This window comes from Ammoniphilus sp. YIM 78166 (genome assembly GCF_004522215.1).
In the GTDB taxonomy this organism is placed as follows: Bacteria; Bacillota; Bacilli; order Aneurinibacillales; family RAOX-1; genus YIM-78166.
Map to the genome: position 1 here is coordinate 419,020 of NZ_SDLR01000005.1, position 17,102 is coordinate 436,121.

Annotated in this window: 19 protein-coding genes, 1 riboswitch and 1 other annotated feature; of the genes, 7 read left to right on the forward strand and 12 right to left on the reverse strand. The window is 43.7% G+C overall.

Annotated elements, in window-relative coordinates; all coding sequences use genetic code 11:
* Positions 1-3 precede the first annotated feature (3 nt).
* The 3 genes from EIZ58_RS23220 (at position 4) to EIZ58_RS23230 (ending at position 1,304) form a co-directional block, all read left to right on the forward strand.
* On the forward strand, positions 4-558 hold the full coding sequence (locus tag EIZ58_RS23220) for an MFS transporter (RefSeq protein WP_134703327.1): 555 nt from the start codon (positions 4-6) through the stop codon (positions 556-558).
* Positions 559-593: 35 nt separating this feature from the next.
* Entirely contained in the window at positions 594-806 is a 213-nt protein-coding gene (locus EIZ58_RS23225; protein ID WP_240689342.1) for a hypothetical protein, read from the forward strand.
* Between the two features lie 111 nt (positions 807-917).
* Complete coding sequence (locus EIZ58_RS23230) at positions 918-1,304, forward strand: DUF1259 domain-containing protein (protein ID WP_134703329.1); 387 nt, start codon at positions 918-920, stop codon at positions 1,302-1,304.
* 30 nt (positions 1,305-1,334) lie between these two features.
* Here the strand turns inward: EIZ58_RS23230 and EIZ58_RS23235 are convergent, their stop codons facing one another.
* From EIZ58_RS23235 to EIZ58_RS23255, 5 genes are all read right to left on the reverse strand, one after another.
* Complete coding sequence (locus tag EIZ58_RS23235; protein ID WP_134703330.1) at positions 1,335-2,696, reverse strand: hypothetical protein; 1,362 nt, start codon at positions 2,694-2,696, stop codon at positions 1,335-1,337.
* A gap of 98 nt (positions 2,697-2,794) precedes the next feature.
* Positions 2,795-4,462, reverse strand: coding sequence for a 2-isopropylmalate synthase (locus EIZ58_RS23240; protein ID WP_134703331.1), 1,668 nt, complete (start codon positions 4,460-4,462; stop codon positions 2,795-2,797).
* A gap of 60 nt (positions 4,463-4,522) precedes the next feature.
* Positions 4,523-4,780, reverse strand: a binding site (T-box leader).
* Positions 4,781-4,821: 41 nt separating this feature from the next.
* Complete coding sequence (locus EIZ58_RS23245; protein ID WP_134703332.1) at positions 4,822-6,141, reverse strand: aspartate aminotransferase family protein; 1,320 nt, start codon at positions 6,139-6,141, stop codon at positions 4,822-4,824.
* Positions 6,142-6,162: 21 nt separating this feature from the next.
* Positions 6,163-7,575 (reverse strand): YjiH family protein, encoded by a 1,413-nt coding sequence (locus EIZ58_RS23250; protein ID WP_370297788.1) that lies wholly within the window; start codon positions 7,573-7,575, stop codon positions 6,163-6,165.
* A gap of 69 nt (positions 7,576-7,644) precedes the next feature.
* Positions 7,645-9,030 carry a sigma-54 interaction domain-containing protein gene (locus EIZ58_RS23255; RefSeq protein ID WP_134703333.1) on the reverse strand — a complete coding sequence of 462 codons (1,386 nt, stop codon included), beginning with the start codon at positions 9,028-9,030 and terminating at the stop codon, positions 7,645-7,647.
* A gap of 266 nt (positions 9,031-9,296) precedes the next feature.
* Here EIZ58_RS23255 and EIZ58_RS23260 point away from each other — a divergent pair, with 266 nt between their 5' ends.
* The 3 genes from EIZ58_RS23260 to EIZ58_RS23270 all read left to right on the forward strand — a co-directional run bounded on the left by EIZ58_RS23260 (position 9,297) and on the right by EIZ58_RS23270 (position 11,116).
* Complete coding sequence (locus EIZ58_RS23260) at positions 9,297-9,872, forward strand: hypothetical protein (RefSeq protein ID WP_134703334.1); 576 nt, start codon at positions 9,297-9,299, stop codon at positions 9,870-9,872.
* A gap of 117 nt (positions 9,873-9,989) precedes the next feature.
* Positions 9,990-10,712: a DsbA family protein gene (locus EIZ58_RS23265; RefSeq protein WP_134703335.1), complete on the forward strand. Its 723-nt coding sequence runs from the start codon at positions 9,990-9,992 to the stop codon at positions 10,710-10,712.
* Entirely contained in the window at positions 10,709-11,116 is a 408-nt protein-coding gene (locus EIZ58_RS23270; protein ID WP_134703336.1) for a disulfide oxidoreductase, read from the forward strand. The genes EIZ58_RS23265 and EIZ58_RS23270 overlap by 4 nt, the downstream gene beginning before the upstream one ends.
* Positions 11,117-11,140: 24 nt before the next feature.
* Here EIZ58_RS23270 and EIZ58_RS23275 read toward each other — a convergent pair whose 3' ends face one another.
* From EIZ58_RS23275 to EIZ58_RS23290, 4 genes are all read right to left on the reverse strand, one after another.
* Complete coding sequence (locus EIZ58_RS23275; RefSeq protein ID WP_240689343.1) at positions 11,141-11,803, reverse strand: LysE family transporter; 663 nt, start codon at positions 11,801-11,803, stop codon at positions 11,141-11,143.
* Positions 11,804-11,919: 116 nt separating this feature from the next.
* A riboswitch (cobalamin riboswitch) is annotated at positions 11,920-12,108 on the reverse strand.
* 60 nt (positions 12,109-12,168) lie between these two features.
* Positions 12,169-12,600 carry a GGDEF domain-containing protein gene (locus EIZ58_RS23280; protein WP_134703338.1) on the reverse strand — a complete coding sequence of 144 codons (432 nt, stop codon included), beginning with the start codon at positions 12,598-12,600 and terminating at the stop codon, positions 12,169-12,171.
* Entirely contained in the window at positions 12,525-13,259 is a 735-nt protein-coding gene (locus tag EIZ58_RS23285; RefSeq protein WP_134703339.1) for a LytS/YhcK type 5TM receptor domain-containing protein, read from the reverse strand. The genes EIZ58_RS23280 and EIZ58_RS23285 overlap by 76 nt, the downstream gene beginning before the upstream one ends.
* Positions 13,260-13,383: 124 nt before the next feature.
* On the reverse strand, positions 13,384-14,259 hold the full coding sequence (locus tag EIZ58_RS23290) for a radical SAM/SPASM domain-containing protein (RefSeq protein ID WP_134703340.1): 876 nt from the start codon (positions 14,257-14,259) through the stop codon (positions 13,384-13,386).
* Between the two features lie 167 nt (positions 14,260-14,426).
* Here EIZ58_RS23290 and EIZ58_RS23295 point away from each other — a divergent pair, with 167 nt between their 5' ends.
* Positions 14,427-14,882 (forward strand): CHRD domain-containing protein, encoded by a 456-nt coding sequence (locus tag EIZ58_RS23295; RefSeq protein ID WP_240689344.1) that lies wholly within the window; start codon positions 14,427-14,429, stop codon positions 14,880-14,882.
* Between the two features lie 43 nt (positions 14,883-14,925).
* On the opposite strand, the gene EIZ58_RS23300 is transcribed toward EIZ58_RS23295, so the two are convergent.
* From EIZ58_RS23300 to EIZ58_RS23310, 3 genes are all read right to left on the reverse strand, one after another.
* Complete coding sequence (locus EIZ58_RS23300; RefSeq protein WP_134703341.1) at positions 14,926-15,258, reverse strand: ArsR/SmtB family transcription factor; 333 nt, start codon at positions 15,256-15,258, stop codon at positions 14,926-14,928.
* Entirely contained in the window at positions 15,258-15,674 is a 417-nt protein-coding gene (locus EIZ58_RS23305) for an SRPBCC family protein (protein ID WP_134703342.1), read from the reverse strand. The genes EIZ58_RS23300 and EIZ58_RS23305 overlap by 1 nt, the downstream gene beginning before the upstream one ends.
* 519 nt (positions 15,675-16,193) lie before the next feature.
* Positions 16,194-16,958 carry a FusB/FusC family EF-G-binding protein gene (locus EIZ58_RS23310; RefSeq protein ID WP_370297789.1) on the reverse strand — a complete coding sequence of 255 codons (765 nt, stop codon included), beginning with the start codon at positions 16,956-16,958 and terminating at the stop codon, positions 16,194-16,196.
* Positions 16,959-17,102 lie beyond the last annotated feature (144 nt).

A 17,102-nucleotide genomic window follows, 5' to 3' on the forward strand; every position in this document is an offset into this window, starting at 1 on the left:
CATATGCCGGTTCCATGGCTGATTCGGTCCCAAAGTATTTTTACCTTGTCAGCAGGGATGATCTATCCCTATTACCTACTCTTTCTCAAGAACCTGGGCAATAGCTATTCCAAGTACGGCCTAGCGTTCGCTGTGTTTACGATAAGCTCGGCTATCATGTCACAATGGATTGGCCGTCGGTTGGATCAAGGGAGTCAACAGTTGCTTGCTCTCAGCTCTTTAGGAATGATGGCAGCTATGCTTGCTTTTCCGCTTGTTGCGTCCTATGGATGGGTTCTTCTGCTCCAGATTGTCATGGGTGCTTGCAACGCGATGCAAAAAATGAGTGAAAGACAGCTGTTGGCCGACTTTACGGAACGAGGAGCCCGCGGGGAGCTCATAGGCTCTTACCATTTTTGGACCTCTGTCGCTTCCGGATTCGCTGTTCTCATTGGCGGCTATGTCATTGATTGGCTCACCATTCATGCTCTGTTCTACGCCAGTGCCCTGTTATATGGAATCAGTGCATGGGTCGTTTGGCGGCAATGTTTGCATAGGAACAACAGCATTCAAGCATGATATGAAGGATTAGCCAGTTAAAGGAGGTCGTCGAAGTGAACCCGTTAGAAGATATCGGTGAAGCTTTGCGAGGTCTAGGACATCACCGACGTGAACTAGTAGAAAAAATCCTATCGGAAGTGGACCAGGGAGATCGCTCTACATCCCTTGCGTTGTACAAGGAATTAAGCCATGTTAGCGATCAGGCCATTACCCTCATGAAGAAGCAAAAAGACATCATTGATGCTGAGATCAAAAGCTTACAGTAACGAAAACACCCACCATTCGGTTTTAGAGTGGTGGGTGTTTTCATGCAACAATGAATCACTAGACAACTGCCCCTTGCATAATTTATAAAAAAATGAGGGAGGGTGTTTGGAATGGATTTCCATACACTTTGTGAACAATTCGGTCAAATCCTGAATGCAGAACCAAATATCGAACATGGAGTTTGCTCGGTAGAACTACACCGAGATCTTAAGGTCACGATACAAGGTCGTCCTAGCCGCGGTGAACTCCATGCAGAAGTCATGTTCGAATCCTTAGACTCCAAAGGAAACGCTCTGAATATGGGGGAAACCGTCATTTTGGAAGAGGAAGTCCCCTATTTCGTAAACCTGCTGGTGAGAAACGGGATTCTCATAAGTGCCCTCCATAATCACTGGTTGTTCGCCAAACCAAACATCCTCTACATTCATTTTCAATCCATAGAGCCTCCCTTAAGCTTTGCTCGAAAAGTGGCAGAAGCAATGAAGGTTCTTAAATAAGAGTTATCGCGATCAGGAAGTGATTTCTTCTTAGAAGAGATGATATCCATAAAGCACAGTACTAAGCAAAATAGCCCAGCATAGTCCGTACACCCCGTTCCACTTTAATCCGACAACATACGGGGGCTTTTCCACCATTCCCCCTACAATGATATTAATGGCGGAGATCGGAGACAGCATCAGGGCCATAGCCCACCCTCCGATTAGGGCACCGGCTAACGAGACAGGTTCTATTCCAAGTATTGCAGGAGAAAGACTAGTACCAAGGATTGAACCCGTAACCAGTGGATGTATACCTAAAATAGCGAGAAGAGGGATGATCACAATCAATAGAAAAATCATTCCCCATAGCGACACTGTGCTTACAGCACTAAAAAGAACGGGGAACATCTCCCCAATTTCTGTTCTTGCCACCATTTCCCCTAAAAACCCCGCACTGATGAACAAGCTTACTTCGTTTATCATACGAGGCAGCGTTTGAACCCGATATTCCCCGGCAGCTACTCGATAAGCCCCTTTCCGACGTGAAAAACCCCACATTACTATAGGGAATGCTATAGAAATCAGCGCGATCACCATCATGATGGGAAAACCAGCCCACCGCTCTAATACGAGGGAAAGAAAGATGATCATGAGCACTAAAGAGATGAGTACCATGAGTTTTTGTTTCCCCGTAGGGTCCATGTCATGCGTATGGGGTCTGACAGCTAGCTCTTCGTTCTCTTTCATGTTGCGATGAACAAGCCACCCGTAAAGGATAATCAATCCAAGGCTCACCAAACCGAAGATCAAAGCTGGTCCAAGATACACATAGCTTGGGATATCCAGGTAATAGAGAATGAGGATGACCGTCGGAAAATAGGGCGCCCACAACATCGTTGCTCCATACCCCCGCAGCATGGCCTGGATCCCTGTTCTCGTATACCTTTTAAAATAGCTATCGAACATCTCGTAGTTAAGACGCATCCCACCTACATTTAACAGGGTACACAACATAAACGTAAGAGTGGCAACGGTCGCATAAAACTTCTGCCTGCCATCCAGTTTCCCTGCTGCCATCACTTGAACTGCCTGAAAATGCCCCTCCACCCGAAACGGGATCGATAACAGAGGAATAAGAATGAGAAACGTCACCAGCGGCATATTTTTCGTCAAGCTTTCCACCCAGAGGCTCCAGGTCCCTCCAGAAATAAAAAACAATACATGCCCAATGATGAGCATGAGGACACAAAGCGTTCTAGAAGTTCTGTTAATCAGTCCAAAGCCGAAGATAAAGCTGATTCCCAATAGCAACAGAATCAAGCCAAACAAGACGCTGGATGGAAAAAGGAAATAAACTACATAAAACAGAGCTAACAGCAAAATGCTGGTAGATTGAAGTTGAGTAAGCATGCCATTAACTCCTTTTGGTATATTGTATACCTAATTATAACACAGAAAAACCGGAGAAATCTCCGGTTATTCCGTCACTTAGTAGTCAACGTTTCTATTTATTCGCCTTTCAACATCCTGTTCACGGCACTAAACAATGCTTTTACCGTACAAGTCATAATATCGACATCCATACCACAGCCCCAATAGATCGTACCGTCTGCCGCCGTAATACTAATGAAGGTGACCGCTTGAGATCCAGAACCAATCTCTAGTGCGTGCTCCTTATAAGTCAAGTTGCTAAAGCTAATGCCGAGTGCTTTTTGCAGACCGTTACTAATGGCATCCAAACTTCCGTTTCCTGTACCGACATATTCCACGACCTGATCCTGATTACGGATGGAAACAATGGTTTCAAACCCAGCTTGTTGGGTAGATCTATAGTTCATGAACTCTACTGGCGTTGTCACATTTACATATTCCGTTTGGAATATGTTATAGATTTCATCAGGCATAAGCTCCTTGTGCAGCTGATCCGATACGTTTTTCACATGGTAGCCAAAGCTCTCGCGCATTTGCTGTGGCAAATCCAGTCCATAGGACTGCTCGAGGATATAACCGATTCCGCCTTTACCCGATTGGCTATTGATTCGGATGATATCTCCTTCATACTCTCGGCCGATATCCTTTGGATCGATTAATAGATAAGGAACGGTCCAGTACTGGCACTCCTCATCCTCACGCCACTTCATGCCTTTGGCAATCGCATCCTGATGCGAACCAGAGAATGCGGTAAAGACTAGCTCGCCACCATAAGGGTGTCTCTCGCCCACCTTCATTCTGGTCAGCCTTTCGTGGATGGCGATGATCTCTGGGACATGAGAAAAATCAAGCTGAGGATTGACTCCGTGAGATAACATGTTTAGAGCAAGAGTGACGATGTCCACGTTCCCTGTTCTTTCTCCGTTTCCAAACAGTGTACCTTCCACTCTTTGCGCTCCTGCCAGCATCGCAAGCTCCGCATCGGCTACCCCTGTTCCGCGGTCATTATGAGGATGAACCGAAACGATCACGTTATCACGGTAATTGAGGTGGTCGCTCATATATTCAATTTGACTTGCGTACACATGCGGCATAGACATCGACACGGTTGCCGGAAGGTTGATAATCACTTTATTATCTGCTGTCGGCTGCCATACATCTAAAACAGCATTACAGATTTCTAAAGCAAATTCAATCTCGGTCCCCGTAAAGCTCTCCGGAGAATACTGGAATCGGAAGTTCCCTTCGGTTTGGGCAGCGAACTTCTGAACCAGCTTCGCTCCTGAGACGGCGATATCGATGATTTCTTCTTTGGACTTTCTAAACACCTGTTCACGCTGAGCAACGGAAGTAGAATTGTAAAGATGTACGACAGCTGTACCTTTTACGCCGCGCAGGGCTTCAAACGTTTTTTCAATAATATGATCTCTGGATTGCGTCAACACTTGGATGGTGACATCATCTGGAATTAAGTTTTGTTCGATTAACGTACGTAAGAATGCAAATTCCGTTTCTGATGCAGCAGGGAAACCAACCTCGATTTCTTTAAAGCCAATTTTCAACAGTAACTGGAAATACTCCAGCTTCTCTTCTAAGTTCATGGGAATGATTAAGGCCTGGTTACCGTCCCGAAGATCGACACTGCACCACGTTGGGGGTTCTGTAATATACTCTTTCTCTGTCCATTTTAAGCTTGGTACCGGAGGCATAAAGTACCCTCTAGCATATTTAGTATGACTTTTCATTTTCATCCACCCTTTTCTTTATGTTTTTTTGAAAAACAAAAAAGCCTTCCATCCCTAAAACCTAGAGACGAAAGGCTGTTAACAGCTTACGCGGTACCACTCTAATTCATACCCAATAAGGGTATGCCCTTTAACAGATACGGGTTCTAACGAACCTTATATCCACCTACTGTAACGGTTAGGCTCCGGCTCCACCTACTAATTATGTTCAGCGAGCTACTCCAAGGCGAGTTCGGATTTTACTTACGGCTGTTTCGCACCACCCAACAGCTCTCTGAACGTCGATAAAATCTTACTATTCCTCTTCAACGTATTTTAAATTGATATTTCTGAAATCATACTCCATTAACGGCGATTTGTCAATTGCAAATCAGCATCTCCTTTTCAAACTCTACAAGAGACTCCTCGAGTACCTTCAATCCTTCGTCAATCTGCTCTTTACTCACAGTCAGAGGGGGGATCATTCGAATTACTTCTCCGTAATTTCCGCAAAGATAAAACAAAACTCCTTTATCCAAGGCGATATCCAGAATCCGTTTGAGTCCCTTACCATCCGGCTTCTTGGTTTGAGGATCCACCACTTCAATCCCGATCATTAGCCCTATCCCCCGTACATCGCCAATAACCGAATGTTTAGCTTTGATTTTCTCCAACTGCTCAAGGGCATAGACACCCAACTTCTTTGAATTCTCAATCAGCTTCTCTTCCTTTAGGACTTCTAAAGTAGCCATACCAGCTGAGCAAGCCATGGGATTTCCTCCAAACGTCGTTCCATGGGAACCTAGCGGCCATTGTTGCATAAGTTCCTTCGACGCCACCGTTGCACTTAGCGGAAGACCGGAAGCGATCCCTTTGGCTATAGCCATAATATCTGGGGTCACGCCAAAGCTTTGGGCGGCAAACCATTCTCCTGTTCGTCCAAACCCAGTTTGCACCTCATCAAAGATGAGCAAGATCCCGTGCTGATCGCAGATTTGGCGAATTTTTTGAAGCCACTCTTTAGGAGGAATAATATAGCCCCCCTCACCTAAAACAGGCTCAACAATCACAGCCGCTACCTCTTCTGGAGTCACTTGGTGCTGGAATAGGGTTTCAAAATCTTTCTCAAGCTTTTCCACGGTGTAAACGGCGGGATTCATATGCTCAGGGCATTCTTTAATATTGGCGTAAGGCAGCTGGTAGGTCAGCCCAGACGGCTGGATAAACTTCCGGTATTTGCTTTTGGAAGTCGTCACGCTCAAGGCACCAAGGGAACGTCCATGAAAGCATCCGATAAAGGAAACCACATATGGTCTTCTGGTCACATGCTTAGCTAGTTTGATTGCCCCCTCAATGGCTTCCGTTCCACTGTTGGCAAAGAAGAAACAATCGAGATTTCCTGGAAGAACCGCAGCCAGCTCGTCAGCCAACTTCAAAATGGATTCATAGATGATGACACCAGAGGGACCATGGATTAAATGATCAGCGGCATCCTTAATCGCTTTTACCACCTTCGGATGTCTGTGTCCCGTATTGGCCACGGCAATTCCAGAAGTAAAATCCAAATAACGCTTTCCGTCCAGTCCATAATAATAACAGCCTTCCTCTTTCACCACCGGAAGATTCGGATGGTCTTTGGCCATACTAGGTGCCAGACGCTCTGGCATTTTCTTTACGAGATTGCTCCAATCGTTTGTCATATTGTGTTCCTCCTCCAGTATCTAAAAGAAAAATAAGTGAGCTATAAGAGCAATAACCGGCAGCGTAATCAGGGTTCGCTGTAAAAAAATAAGCAGTAATTCACCGAAGTTTAATGGGATCTTAGATTTCATTAACAAGATTCCAATTTCCGACATATAAATCAACTGGGTCAACGATAAACAGGCAATGACAAATCTCGTGAGTTCACTTTCAATGCTTTTTCCGACTACAGCTGGTAGAAACATATCCGCAAACCCGACAATCATGGCAGGTGCCGCAGCGCGTGCTTCAGGAATCTGCAATAACTCCAAGATCGGGACAAGGGGATAAGAAAGATAACGGAAAACTGGTGTGAATTCGGCAATAACCAAGGCGATGGTTCCTAATCCCATGACTAATGGAATCAAGCCAAAATAGATGTCCATCACGTTATGGATCCCGTTCTTTGCGACTTGCCTATAACTCTTTACAGAACGAGCCTGCTCCACCGCCGTCTTTAATCCCCAGTGAAAATCAGATACTCCCGCAGGAACCTCTTCTGAGATTTGTTTACCAGCCTTTTCGTAGTAGATGTCTTTCTTGCGGGATAACGGTGGAATTCTTGGGCATACAATAGCTGCGAATAGTCCAGCCACCACCACCGTGATATAAAATGGGACAAACATATCCCCGATTCCCATAAACGTGGCTATCACTAAGCTAAAGGCAATAGAGGCAATAGAGGCAATCGAGAAGTTCGTGGCAATAACCGAAGCTTCACGCTGAGTATAGTAACCCTTTTCATATTGCTGTGTGGTAATGAGGACCCCTACGGTCCCACTTCCCATCCAAGATGCCATGGCATCAATGGAGGAACGACCGGGTAGCTTAAATAAGGGCCTCATGATTTTGCGGACGGCGGTCCCAATAAAATCCATCAAACCAAATTCCATCAAAAAAGGCATAAATAGAGCTGAAAAGAAAAACCACGTAGCCAATACTGGAATTAGGGCATTCAATACGGTACCGCCTGTATATTCCGACCAGATCCATTCAGGGCCGACCCTAAATACGGTAAGAAGGGCAAATACCGCTCCTAACAAACGAATAAAAGCCCAGCCTTTCCCGACGTGGAATAAGCTGCTCATCACATAGGACTTTGTGATCCATGCCGGTTTTAACACAATCGCCAAAAGAGAAAATACGGCAGAAATGACAAGTACGGCCGTCATCAGACCTGGTAAAGCGCTGCCAATAAAGTCTTGCGTAAGTTCTGCTACGATACCGATGATGATGGTGGTTTTCCCATTGTAAGAAATCGGAACGAGGAAAAGGAGAATACCCAATAACGACGGAATGATAAATTTCATCAGATCCCCAAGGGACCAACGTTCGGCAGATTTCGTCATTACTGGTTCCTGTAATACCACTTCTTTTTGTGGTTGTGGCTGCATGACAACACCCCTTCGTTTAGAGATTAATTTTGATTTCGTCTATTATTCCTGCAAAACTCATGCCAATCTCTATTCTTCAATACGATATTTCTTCAGTTTTCTGACGATGGAAGGTTGACTAATACCTAGTACTTTCGCCATCTCCATTTGGGTCCGATAACGCTTCTTCGCTTGCATGAGGACGCCTCGCTCAAACTCATCGATCATGTCATTTAAAGGGCGCAGTCTGTCCTGAGTAAGAGGATCATTTGAAGAAGACTGCCGGTAGGAGGCAGGAAGGTTATCGACTGTAATCAGCGTCACAGACGAGGTCACCACGAGGCGTTCCATCAGATTAATTAACTCCCTCACGTTCCCTTTCCACTCTTGGTTCAACAACACTTGCAGTGCATCTGCTTGCAATTCACGTGTTCGCTTATACTTCACGGAAAAATGCTTAAGCAGATGATCTACGAGCGGTATAATATCTTCTGTCCGTTGGCGTAACGGCGGAATCAGCAAGGGAACGACATTAAGTCGAAAAAATAGATCCTCACGGAATTCCTTTGTTTCAACCGATTTTTCCAAATCCCGATTCGTCGCGGAGATCAGTCGAAAATCCACCGTTCGTGGCTGGGTTCCTCCCACACGATAAAACTGTTTTTCTTGGATAAATTTGAGGACTTTCACTTGATTAGCTAGGCTCAGTTCACCAACTTCATCAAGAAACAAGGTTCCTCCTTCCGCCAGCTCCACGAGGCCAGGTTTTCCTTTTTTACTTGAACCTGTGAAAGACCCTGCTTCATACCCAAAAAGCTCAGCCTCAAATAAGCTTTCTGGAATGGCGCCGCAGTTCACCTCGATAAATGGACCGCTCTTTCGTGTACTTCTATTGTGTATGAATTTGGCAATCAAGGTTTTGCCTACTCCGGATTCTCCAAGCAACAGTACGTTAGCATCCACTTCTGCCACCTGCAGCGCGGTCCGCAGCACTTGTGACATCTCGACACTATGAGCTATGACTCCATCTGTATCAAACTGGCGTTGACGCAAGATTTCCAGTTCTGTTTTTACTCGCTGCATTTCTTCTTCCATGACGTTTAAATACTTCCTCATCTCCAGCAATTCCGTTACATCGTGAGAATAACTCACGATCCGAGCCAGCACTCCTGTTGGATCATATACGGGAATCGCTGTAACCAAAAGCTTCTTTCCTTCTCCTGTGGATTGGACGAACGTTACTTTTTTCTTTTCTTTCACGACCATTGGAGTGGCTAGTGGCGTAAAAAGGCCTTTTTTCTCTAGGTCGTACACAGACTTGCCGATTAGCTCCTCCGACTTTACACCGTATATGGAACCCGTCGCTTCACTTACTTTTAAGATCGTCCCGTCGACATTCGTCACTAAAATATCGTCTTTTAGGGAAAGAAGAATGGCTTCATGCTCATTCCATTCCCTTGCAAAAGGTTTCGTCATGGATATCCCGCCTTCATTATTCAAAAATGGATAATCGAGTTGGTTTTTTGATTGAACATTGGTTCTATTAGCGTTTGGCATTTATCAAATAATAAATAAAATATTCAAAAATGAATAATTATTATTATACACTAGTTAGACAGCTCAGCAATGGCTTTCTTCTAAAAAAAAGCCCCTCTTGAAAGGTCAAGAGAGGACTTCGAATTCGACACCTTCTTGCATTCTCCCCGAACTCAGGGTTTAATGATAGGGAGGGGTGATAAACAATGTTATGGGTTCGAACAGCTACCGTAGAAGATGTAGATCAGATGATGCAGTTAGATTATCGTTACTATCCACAGAAATGGCATATAGACTTAGAAGCCGTGAAACAAACCTTCCGCAAGGGAACCCAGCTCGCACGAGTGGTAGGTACCGCGGAAGGCATCAAGGGATATTATGCTGCACTCCCTCTAAACAAGGATGCCTATGAAAAGGTGTTGTGTGGAGAACTTAAAGAAGGCGAGCTATCCGAGTATGTTCTGCATTACCGACACCATAAAGAAGTTTACATATACAGTGTTTCTATCATTGTTGATATTGAGGATGAGCAGAAGAAACTTTATAGTAAAGCACTTGTACAAGACATGCCTCGTTTCTTTAACTCCTTAATGGAAGCAGGAGTGAGCATAAAAGAATTAGGGGCCATTGTTGTCTCCAAGGAAGGGAAACAACTGCTAGAACGAATTGGCTACCAACACCATGGCCAGATCCTCACCTATGAAGGCCTAGAGTACCCTATTTACCGGGCACACGTATGGAGCATATTAGACGCAATAAAAACTCCGATAACAGCATTTTAAAACTAGGCTTATAACAGCCTAGTTTATTTTCTTCCACAAAAAACTCCATTCATTGACAAGGCTTGACCAAATAACCTAGACTTGAAGGATATCAGACTTATAGAAAGGAACAAGTAAATGGGAAAGAAAAAAACGAAGAAACAAGTCGAAGCTGAAAAAGCAAAGCAATCGCAGCGATTAATGGGGTGGACCCTTGGCCTTATCCTTCTCCTATGCGTAGGAGCGATCTTATACAGTGCTTTTTCCGGTCCGAAGACCAAGTCTGCCTTAGATGAAGCCGTGTTTCAGTATGACCAGCAGCCTCTTCTGGGGTCAAAGGATGCACCTGTTAGAATTGTAGAATTTGCCGATTTCAAATGTCCTTCTTGCAGGCTATTTGATCAAGACATCCTTCCCTTGGTAAAGAAAGATTTTATCGATACCGGCATCGCCCAATTCTACTTTATCAATTATCCCATCGTGAGTCCGAATGGTGATTCTACCACCGCAGCGATAGCTGGCGAAGCAGTTTATAATCAGAATCCAGAAGCATTTTGGTCGTTTTATGATGCCGTTTTTGCCAACCAGCAAGATGAGAAAACAACTTGGGCTACTCCAGATACCCTAGTGCAGATTGCACGCAAGGCCAACCTCCCGATTAACTTCGATCAATTAAAAAAGGACATCGAGGACAGCCAATTTGCCGAGCAAGTTAAAGGAGATATCGCCATTGGGAACCGAGCTGGTGTAAGAGGCACCCCAACCCTGTTTATCAACGGTAAAGAGCTTCCCATCCAAGATACCTTTAATTATGAAGCCTTTAAAGCAGCCATTCTCGAGGCTCAAAACGGTTCACAATGATCAGACAGTACAGCCTTTATTTAGCCTGGCTTGTCTCCCTTATTGGCACGGGAGGCAGCCTTTATTTTAGTGAAATTGTAGGCTTTATTCCTTGTTCACTATGCTGGGTTCAGCGCATTTTTATGTACCCTCTTGTTATTCAATTAGGAATTGCAACCTTTAGGAGTGACCGTGGAATTATCCCTTATACGATGCCTTTAAGCATCATCGGAATGGGAGTTTCTCTATTCCATTATCTTAAACAAAAGGTGCCGATGTTTGATCAGGTGCTTCCTTGTACCGTAGGCGTACCCTGTAGTGGACAGTATATCAATTGGTTAGGTTTTATCACCATTCCTTTTCTAGCTTTGATCGCCTTTACTTTGATTACGATACTTCTATGGCTAGGAAAAAAAGAGCAGTGATTCCACTGCTCTTTCTTCGATTCGCTACTGCATCCAAAGCTGAAACAAACCCTCCGTGATGCCAAGGTTGTACATATAATAAAACCCAAAACCCGTACTGATCACACCGGTCGCTTGCGTAAGAGCCTTGTTAATTCTCATCTTGCCTGCACTAAAAACAAACGGAATGCCGATGATAGTAGTAAAGAACAGCATTCCCACTACCGTGCCCGCGCCAAATATGAATATATAGGCGGCGCCTTCCCAAACGGTATTAACTGTACTCATCGTGAGCAAAACCATGGCAGCACTTCCAGCCAGTCCATGAATAAGGCCCATGAACATCGACTTCGTGTAAGAAACATCTCTTGGCTGATGAACATGCTCATGCCCCTGATTGCGTGCGGTTTTCACCGATCGCACGGCAGCAACCCCAAAGTAAACCAGCATAATCCCGACTAAGAACTCCAACGACATCGCCCACTTTTCCGGTAGCTCACCTTTCATGAGAATCAGGACGATCCCAACAACAAATAGAGTAGCCGTATGTCCCACACCCCAAAACACACCCGCTAAAGAAGATCTCCATAGCTTTTTGCTCTGGCTGGCAATCGTTGAAACGGCTATTACGTGATCCGGCTCAATGGCGTGCTTAATACCTAAAATAAATCCAAAAACTAGAATAGACAGTAATCCTACTTCTTCCACGTCGTAACCCCCAAAATAGAAAAATAAAAAAAGCATCCTTCTAAACGAAAGATGCATTACGCACAATAACAATATTAGTTACGTAACACCTCCCCTAATTCCCGTAAGGTTTTGCACAGTGTTATACTCTTGTGGCAGGTCTCCTGACTTCGCTTCAACCATCTATTTCTCCTTCCCAGTTGCAACAACCAGTGGTATCCTAAAATAGATGTCAGCATTACAGTGGCGGGTCCGTGTCGGAATTGCACCGAGCTTCCCTATTAAGCTGTTAACCTACTAACAGCACCATAAAAGCAAAAATATTTAATTATAGATTATACACTACCATAACTAACCAGTAATCTCAATGGTCCCTTTATAGATTTTCATCCAGCCACCATCGTACAGTTCCTACCCTGAGCTTTTGCTTGGTACAAAGCTTTGTCCGCTTCATGATAAAGCTTGAATCCATCTTCCACATTTTCCGGATAGGTGGCGATCCCGATGGAGACCGTGATGCTTAGAATCGTCCCATCAGCAAGCTGGATCCGTTGATCCATCACATTCTTCCGAATTCGTTCAGCTATCTCAAAGGCCTCGGTGCTCGTTGTCTTCGCCATAATGACTGAGAATTCCTCTCCACCGTTTCTTGATACGGTGTCCTCTTTACGAACAGATTTTTGAAGGATACTTGCAAATTGTCTGAGCACTTCGTCGCCTGTACTATGCCCATATGTATCATTTATCTTCTTGAAAAAACGATATCTAGAACAATCAGACTTAATGACTGATGCAGTTCTCTGGATTGATTCACCAATTGCCGATACGAATCCTCGAAATAATGTACATTATGAACCCCCGTCAGATAGTCTTTCTTGACTCGCATCTCAAGATCTTTTAAAATTTCTTCGTTTCTGCGGAGGGTTGTAATCAAAGATACGGATACGTATCCTCCAAAAAAGGAGAAAAACCAATATTCCGCAATAACCCCTATATATAACTCTAAGCTATGATGAACAAGAACAAAATATTTAGTAATCGTCAGAATGATACAGGAAAACAACGTTGCCATCGCCCATTGATTCCATACCCCTCTTACTTTCTTGGATAAGATCATGCCAAAAATATAAACGAGAATAATAGCGACGACGGCGAAAAACGCCGCTTCACTCCATCCAAATAATAAGATTCTTGCTATCGCAATCAGGGAAGCAGCCGTAAAGGCAGCCATCGCTCCCACAAAGATTAAACATAAAATGATGGGAACATGACGTAAGTCCAAGAGGGAGCCATCAATCGTCTTAAACCCAAACCCCATAAGGACAATTCCCAAGAAACCATACATAACACCATGAACAAGCTGTTTTAGGCTGGTTTGGGGTTCTACAAGCCTTGGAAACCGTTTTACGAGCTGGTGTCCGACGAAAAGAAAGGCCACTAAGATAGAGAAATTGGATATAAAATTATGAACAAACATTAATCTCACCCATGTTGTGTTTAGCTTTTCCTCACTTTATCCTATTTCAAGCCCCCTGTCCATGCTAAATCCATACCAAAAAAAGCATCTACCCCGGTGTCAGTAGATGCTTCAGACTCAATCCTTAAGCGCCAAATCTCTTTCTATACCCGCACTTCCTGCACAATTCCTCCACCGCTTCTCTCTTGGAAAATCCATAGAATAAGTTGTTCGCTCTTTCGCTTTCCACAATGTCAGAGAACGGTGTGCTGTGTACGTTTCCTAAATTGATGACACCCTCGCCATCCAGACAGCATGGAACCACCGTTCCATCCACGAGAATCGCCGCTTGGCTGCGCAGCGCATGGCAAAATCCTTTTCCATCGTCTTCAGGGGCCTCTAGGCTCGGCCATTGAAATTCATGATCTTGATTTAAATAAATCCGTTCAGCTATTTTAACCCCGCTGCCCGGCACTACTTTTTCTTCGATTCTAAAGTCAAGGTTAAACTCCTTCTCAAGGACTTCGAGGGTTTCTCGGTTTCTGCTTTTTTGCAGGTTCGTTGCGTTGTCCTGATCTAAATTCCATAGTCTAAAGGAAAAGATCACCTTATGCTCCGCCGCTTCCCTAACAAAGGATAAAATATGAGACAAATAACCTTCCCGATCCTCTGAACCTTCATGCCCATCAAAGCTATGAAGCGAGAAGTTCATTTGGCGCAGCGCTGGTTTTCCTAATAACTTATGCTTCGTCTTAGCGATCAGCGTTCCATTCGTGGTGATGTTGACCTTGAAGCCTTTTTCATGGCTTAGGTCAAGCAGCTCATCAATTTTGGGATGGAGAAGTGGCTCCCCTTTCACATGGAGATAAATATGGTTCGTATGCGGCTTAATTTGATCCAATATATGATTGAACGTATCTAGTTTAATAAAATTCGCCTTTCGAGCCGTCTGCGGGCAAAAGGTGCAAGCAAGGTTACATACGCTTGTAATTTCGATATAAACTTTCTTAAATGTTTTCAAAGCGTGGCTCCCCTTATTTTTTAGTCACACTATATTATACCGTTCTCGATTAGGGAAAGAAACACTGTGGATGATCTCTTTTTACTACCTATTTCTTTCAGTACTTGGTTTGATAACCATACAAACCACATAAATTTACATATTATGTACGATTCAGACAAAACGAGGTGAAGATATTGAGAATATTTCGTGCGAGATTGAGAGGGAGGAATGAAGTCCCTCCTGTACAAACCAATGCCTTTGGCTTTGCCCAATTTGTAACAAATAGAAACCACACCCGAATAAGGTTTGCCCTAGATGTAAGAAATATTCGGAATTTTGTTCAAGCACACATTCACGTGGGTCAACGAGGAGTCAATGGACCCGTAGTCGTCTTCCTCTTCGGGGCAGACCTAGAGACACTCGAACAGCAAAATGGGATTACCACAAACAGAGGGGTGATCACAGGTACAATCACAGATCGGGACATCGTACCTAATGACCTTGGTATTCGAACAGTCAGGGACTTGCTAAGGGCTATGAGAAGAGGATTAACCTACGTTAATGCGCATACCGAGCAAAACCCTGCGCCTGGAGAGATGAGAGGTCAAATTGTACCTATAAGGTCAAATTCACGTCGATAGTAAATAAGCTTAAGGAGCAGCCACACTGAGCTGCTCCTTAAGCTTATTCTTCACCATCTGTAGAAGTCTCCACAACATGCCTGAGCATGGAAAGCTTGTTGTCCCAAAACTGCTCAAAAAACGATAACCAATCCTTGAGTTCCAACAATGCCTCGGGGTGTAGCTTATAGCGTGTCTCTCGTCCCACTTTAGTCATACTCACAAGCTTCGACTCTGATAAGATGCGCAGATGTTTAGACACAGCCGTTCGACTGATTGGAAAGTGATGGCTGATCATGGTAACAGGCATTTCCTCATAAGCAAGAAGTTTAAGCATTTCTCGCCTGGTTGGATCAGCAATCGCATCGAATACATCATGCTTGTGCAGCGCTGACATTATCCTTCAACCACTTCTCGAAGCCTAACGGTAACAATCGTCTCCCATCCATTCCCCATTCTGTCACGGATAACAGATTGTTTTTCTTGCACTGGCGGCATAAGATCGTCAGGTTCGCCCCACCCAGAATGAGTCAGGGTAAATTCTGTTTTGCCGTCTGTCTCTTTCAATTCAAACGATACTTCCCATCCATTACCTCCCCAAGAAAAAGCCAGTCGATGCGGAGCTGCAAGTTCCAATACCTTACAGGGAGTCGGCCCAAAAGGAGACTGAATCGTAAACTCATAGCCGAGTTCGGCTTTAAAATCATTAGGCATAAACCAAGAAGCAATACCGTCAGATGTGGATACCGCTTCCCATACCTTCTGAATCGGTGCATTAAATATCGTGGTTTTTCGTATATCCTGTAATGGCATGTTTCATTCCTCCAATAGTAAATATGTAACCAAAAGGTTTCCTTTTTAATTATATGAAACCTTTGGGTTTCATGTCAAGACAACCCCTAATCAGACACAACCCGTACTTGCCACATATAATTTCACAAGTACCTGTAAAATACCAGTTGACAATGATTATCATTAATTGGTATACTGTATACCATAGATATAAGAAAATAATACAACAATCAGGAGGAATCAAAGATGTTAAAATGGATATTTGGAAATCAAGTAGAAAAATTGGTAGCAAGAAAGGAAAAATCCTTAAGCAAAACCATGAATTATAGTAAGAATCACAAATAAGGGGGATTGCTCTATGTTAAACTGGTTGAATTGGCTTTTTGGAGGAAAGGCGGAAAAGTTGGCAGCTAAGAAAGCGAAGAATCTATTTAAGACAATGAATTACAGCCGGATTCACAAAATCAAGTAAAGGAGAAGATCATGAACAACTATTAAACCCCCTAGGCTTAGGTTACAGCCAGAGGGGGTTCATTTGTTTTAACGAATGATACTTTTAATGAACCTTTCTAGGTACGTAACATCCGTTATATTATCATTGCATTTCTCACTGTTTATACACATATAGTTGCCTACAGCTTTATAATAATCAACAGAAGCGTTGGCAGGCTTTGATTTGGTTAGAGCCGTCACTAATGCAACTTCCCCATGCCCTTTACATAAAGAACATACATCCTTCTTATTAGTTGGGATATACTTCCCTTCGATCCCCACGATCTGATCATCGAGGTTATACACCAAGAACATTTTATTCAAGGCTATATCCAGCCAACTCAAGTAAGTGAATGATAGGAAATCAATAGACGAAAAATCAGGAAGCTTAAGCTTTTTGTTTTTCGGGAACAATTTCCGAAGCTGCGTTTCCGTCACTTGTGAAAAAGCCACTCTATTCGGGGTTAAAGAATTCAGGTATTGCTGAAGGTCTTCTGCTTCATGCAAAACCGACACCTTTTCTAATAGTTGCCTTTGATCTGACGTAAGGCTTGGAAATCCTTCAAGTATTTGGGTCTCTGCACTGTATCTTATAGCTTCCATTACTCTTGGGTCCGCCACCGTCTTGGAAGCATACTGAACATTGCGCGCTTGCTTCTTAATAAGATTATATTGGTGATTCCTAATAAATGGTTTACACATCAGGTCCAGCTCCTTATTCTTAATAGATAAGTTTAATAAGGGGCAAAGCCAAATATTAGGAACGAAATAAGCGCTATTGGGCGATACGATAATATTAATCCATCCACCCATGCAAAGAATCGCCCCTCATTAGGCTTTGCATGAGACGATACTGATGTGGACAAATTCGAATGGATTTGCCATCTAAACCACCCCCCTCGATCATAATATACAATAATTTTACATCTTTTGCATGCTTGCTACCTACATTTCTTC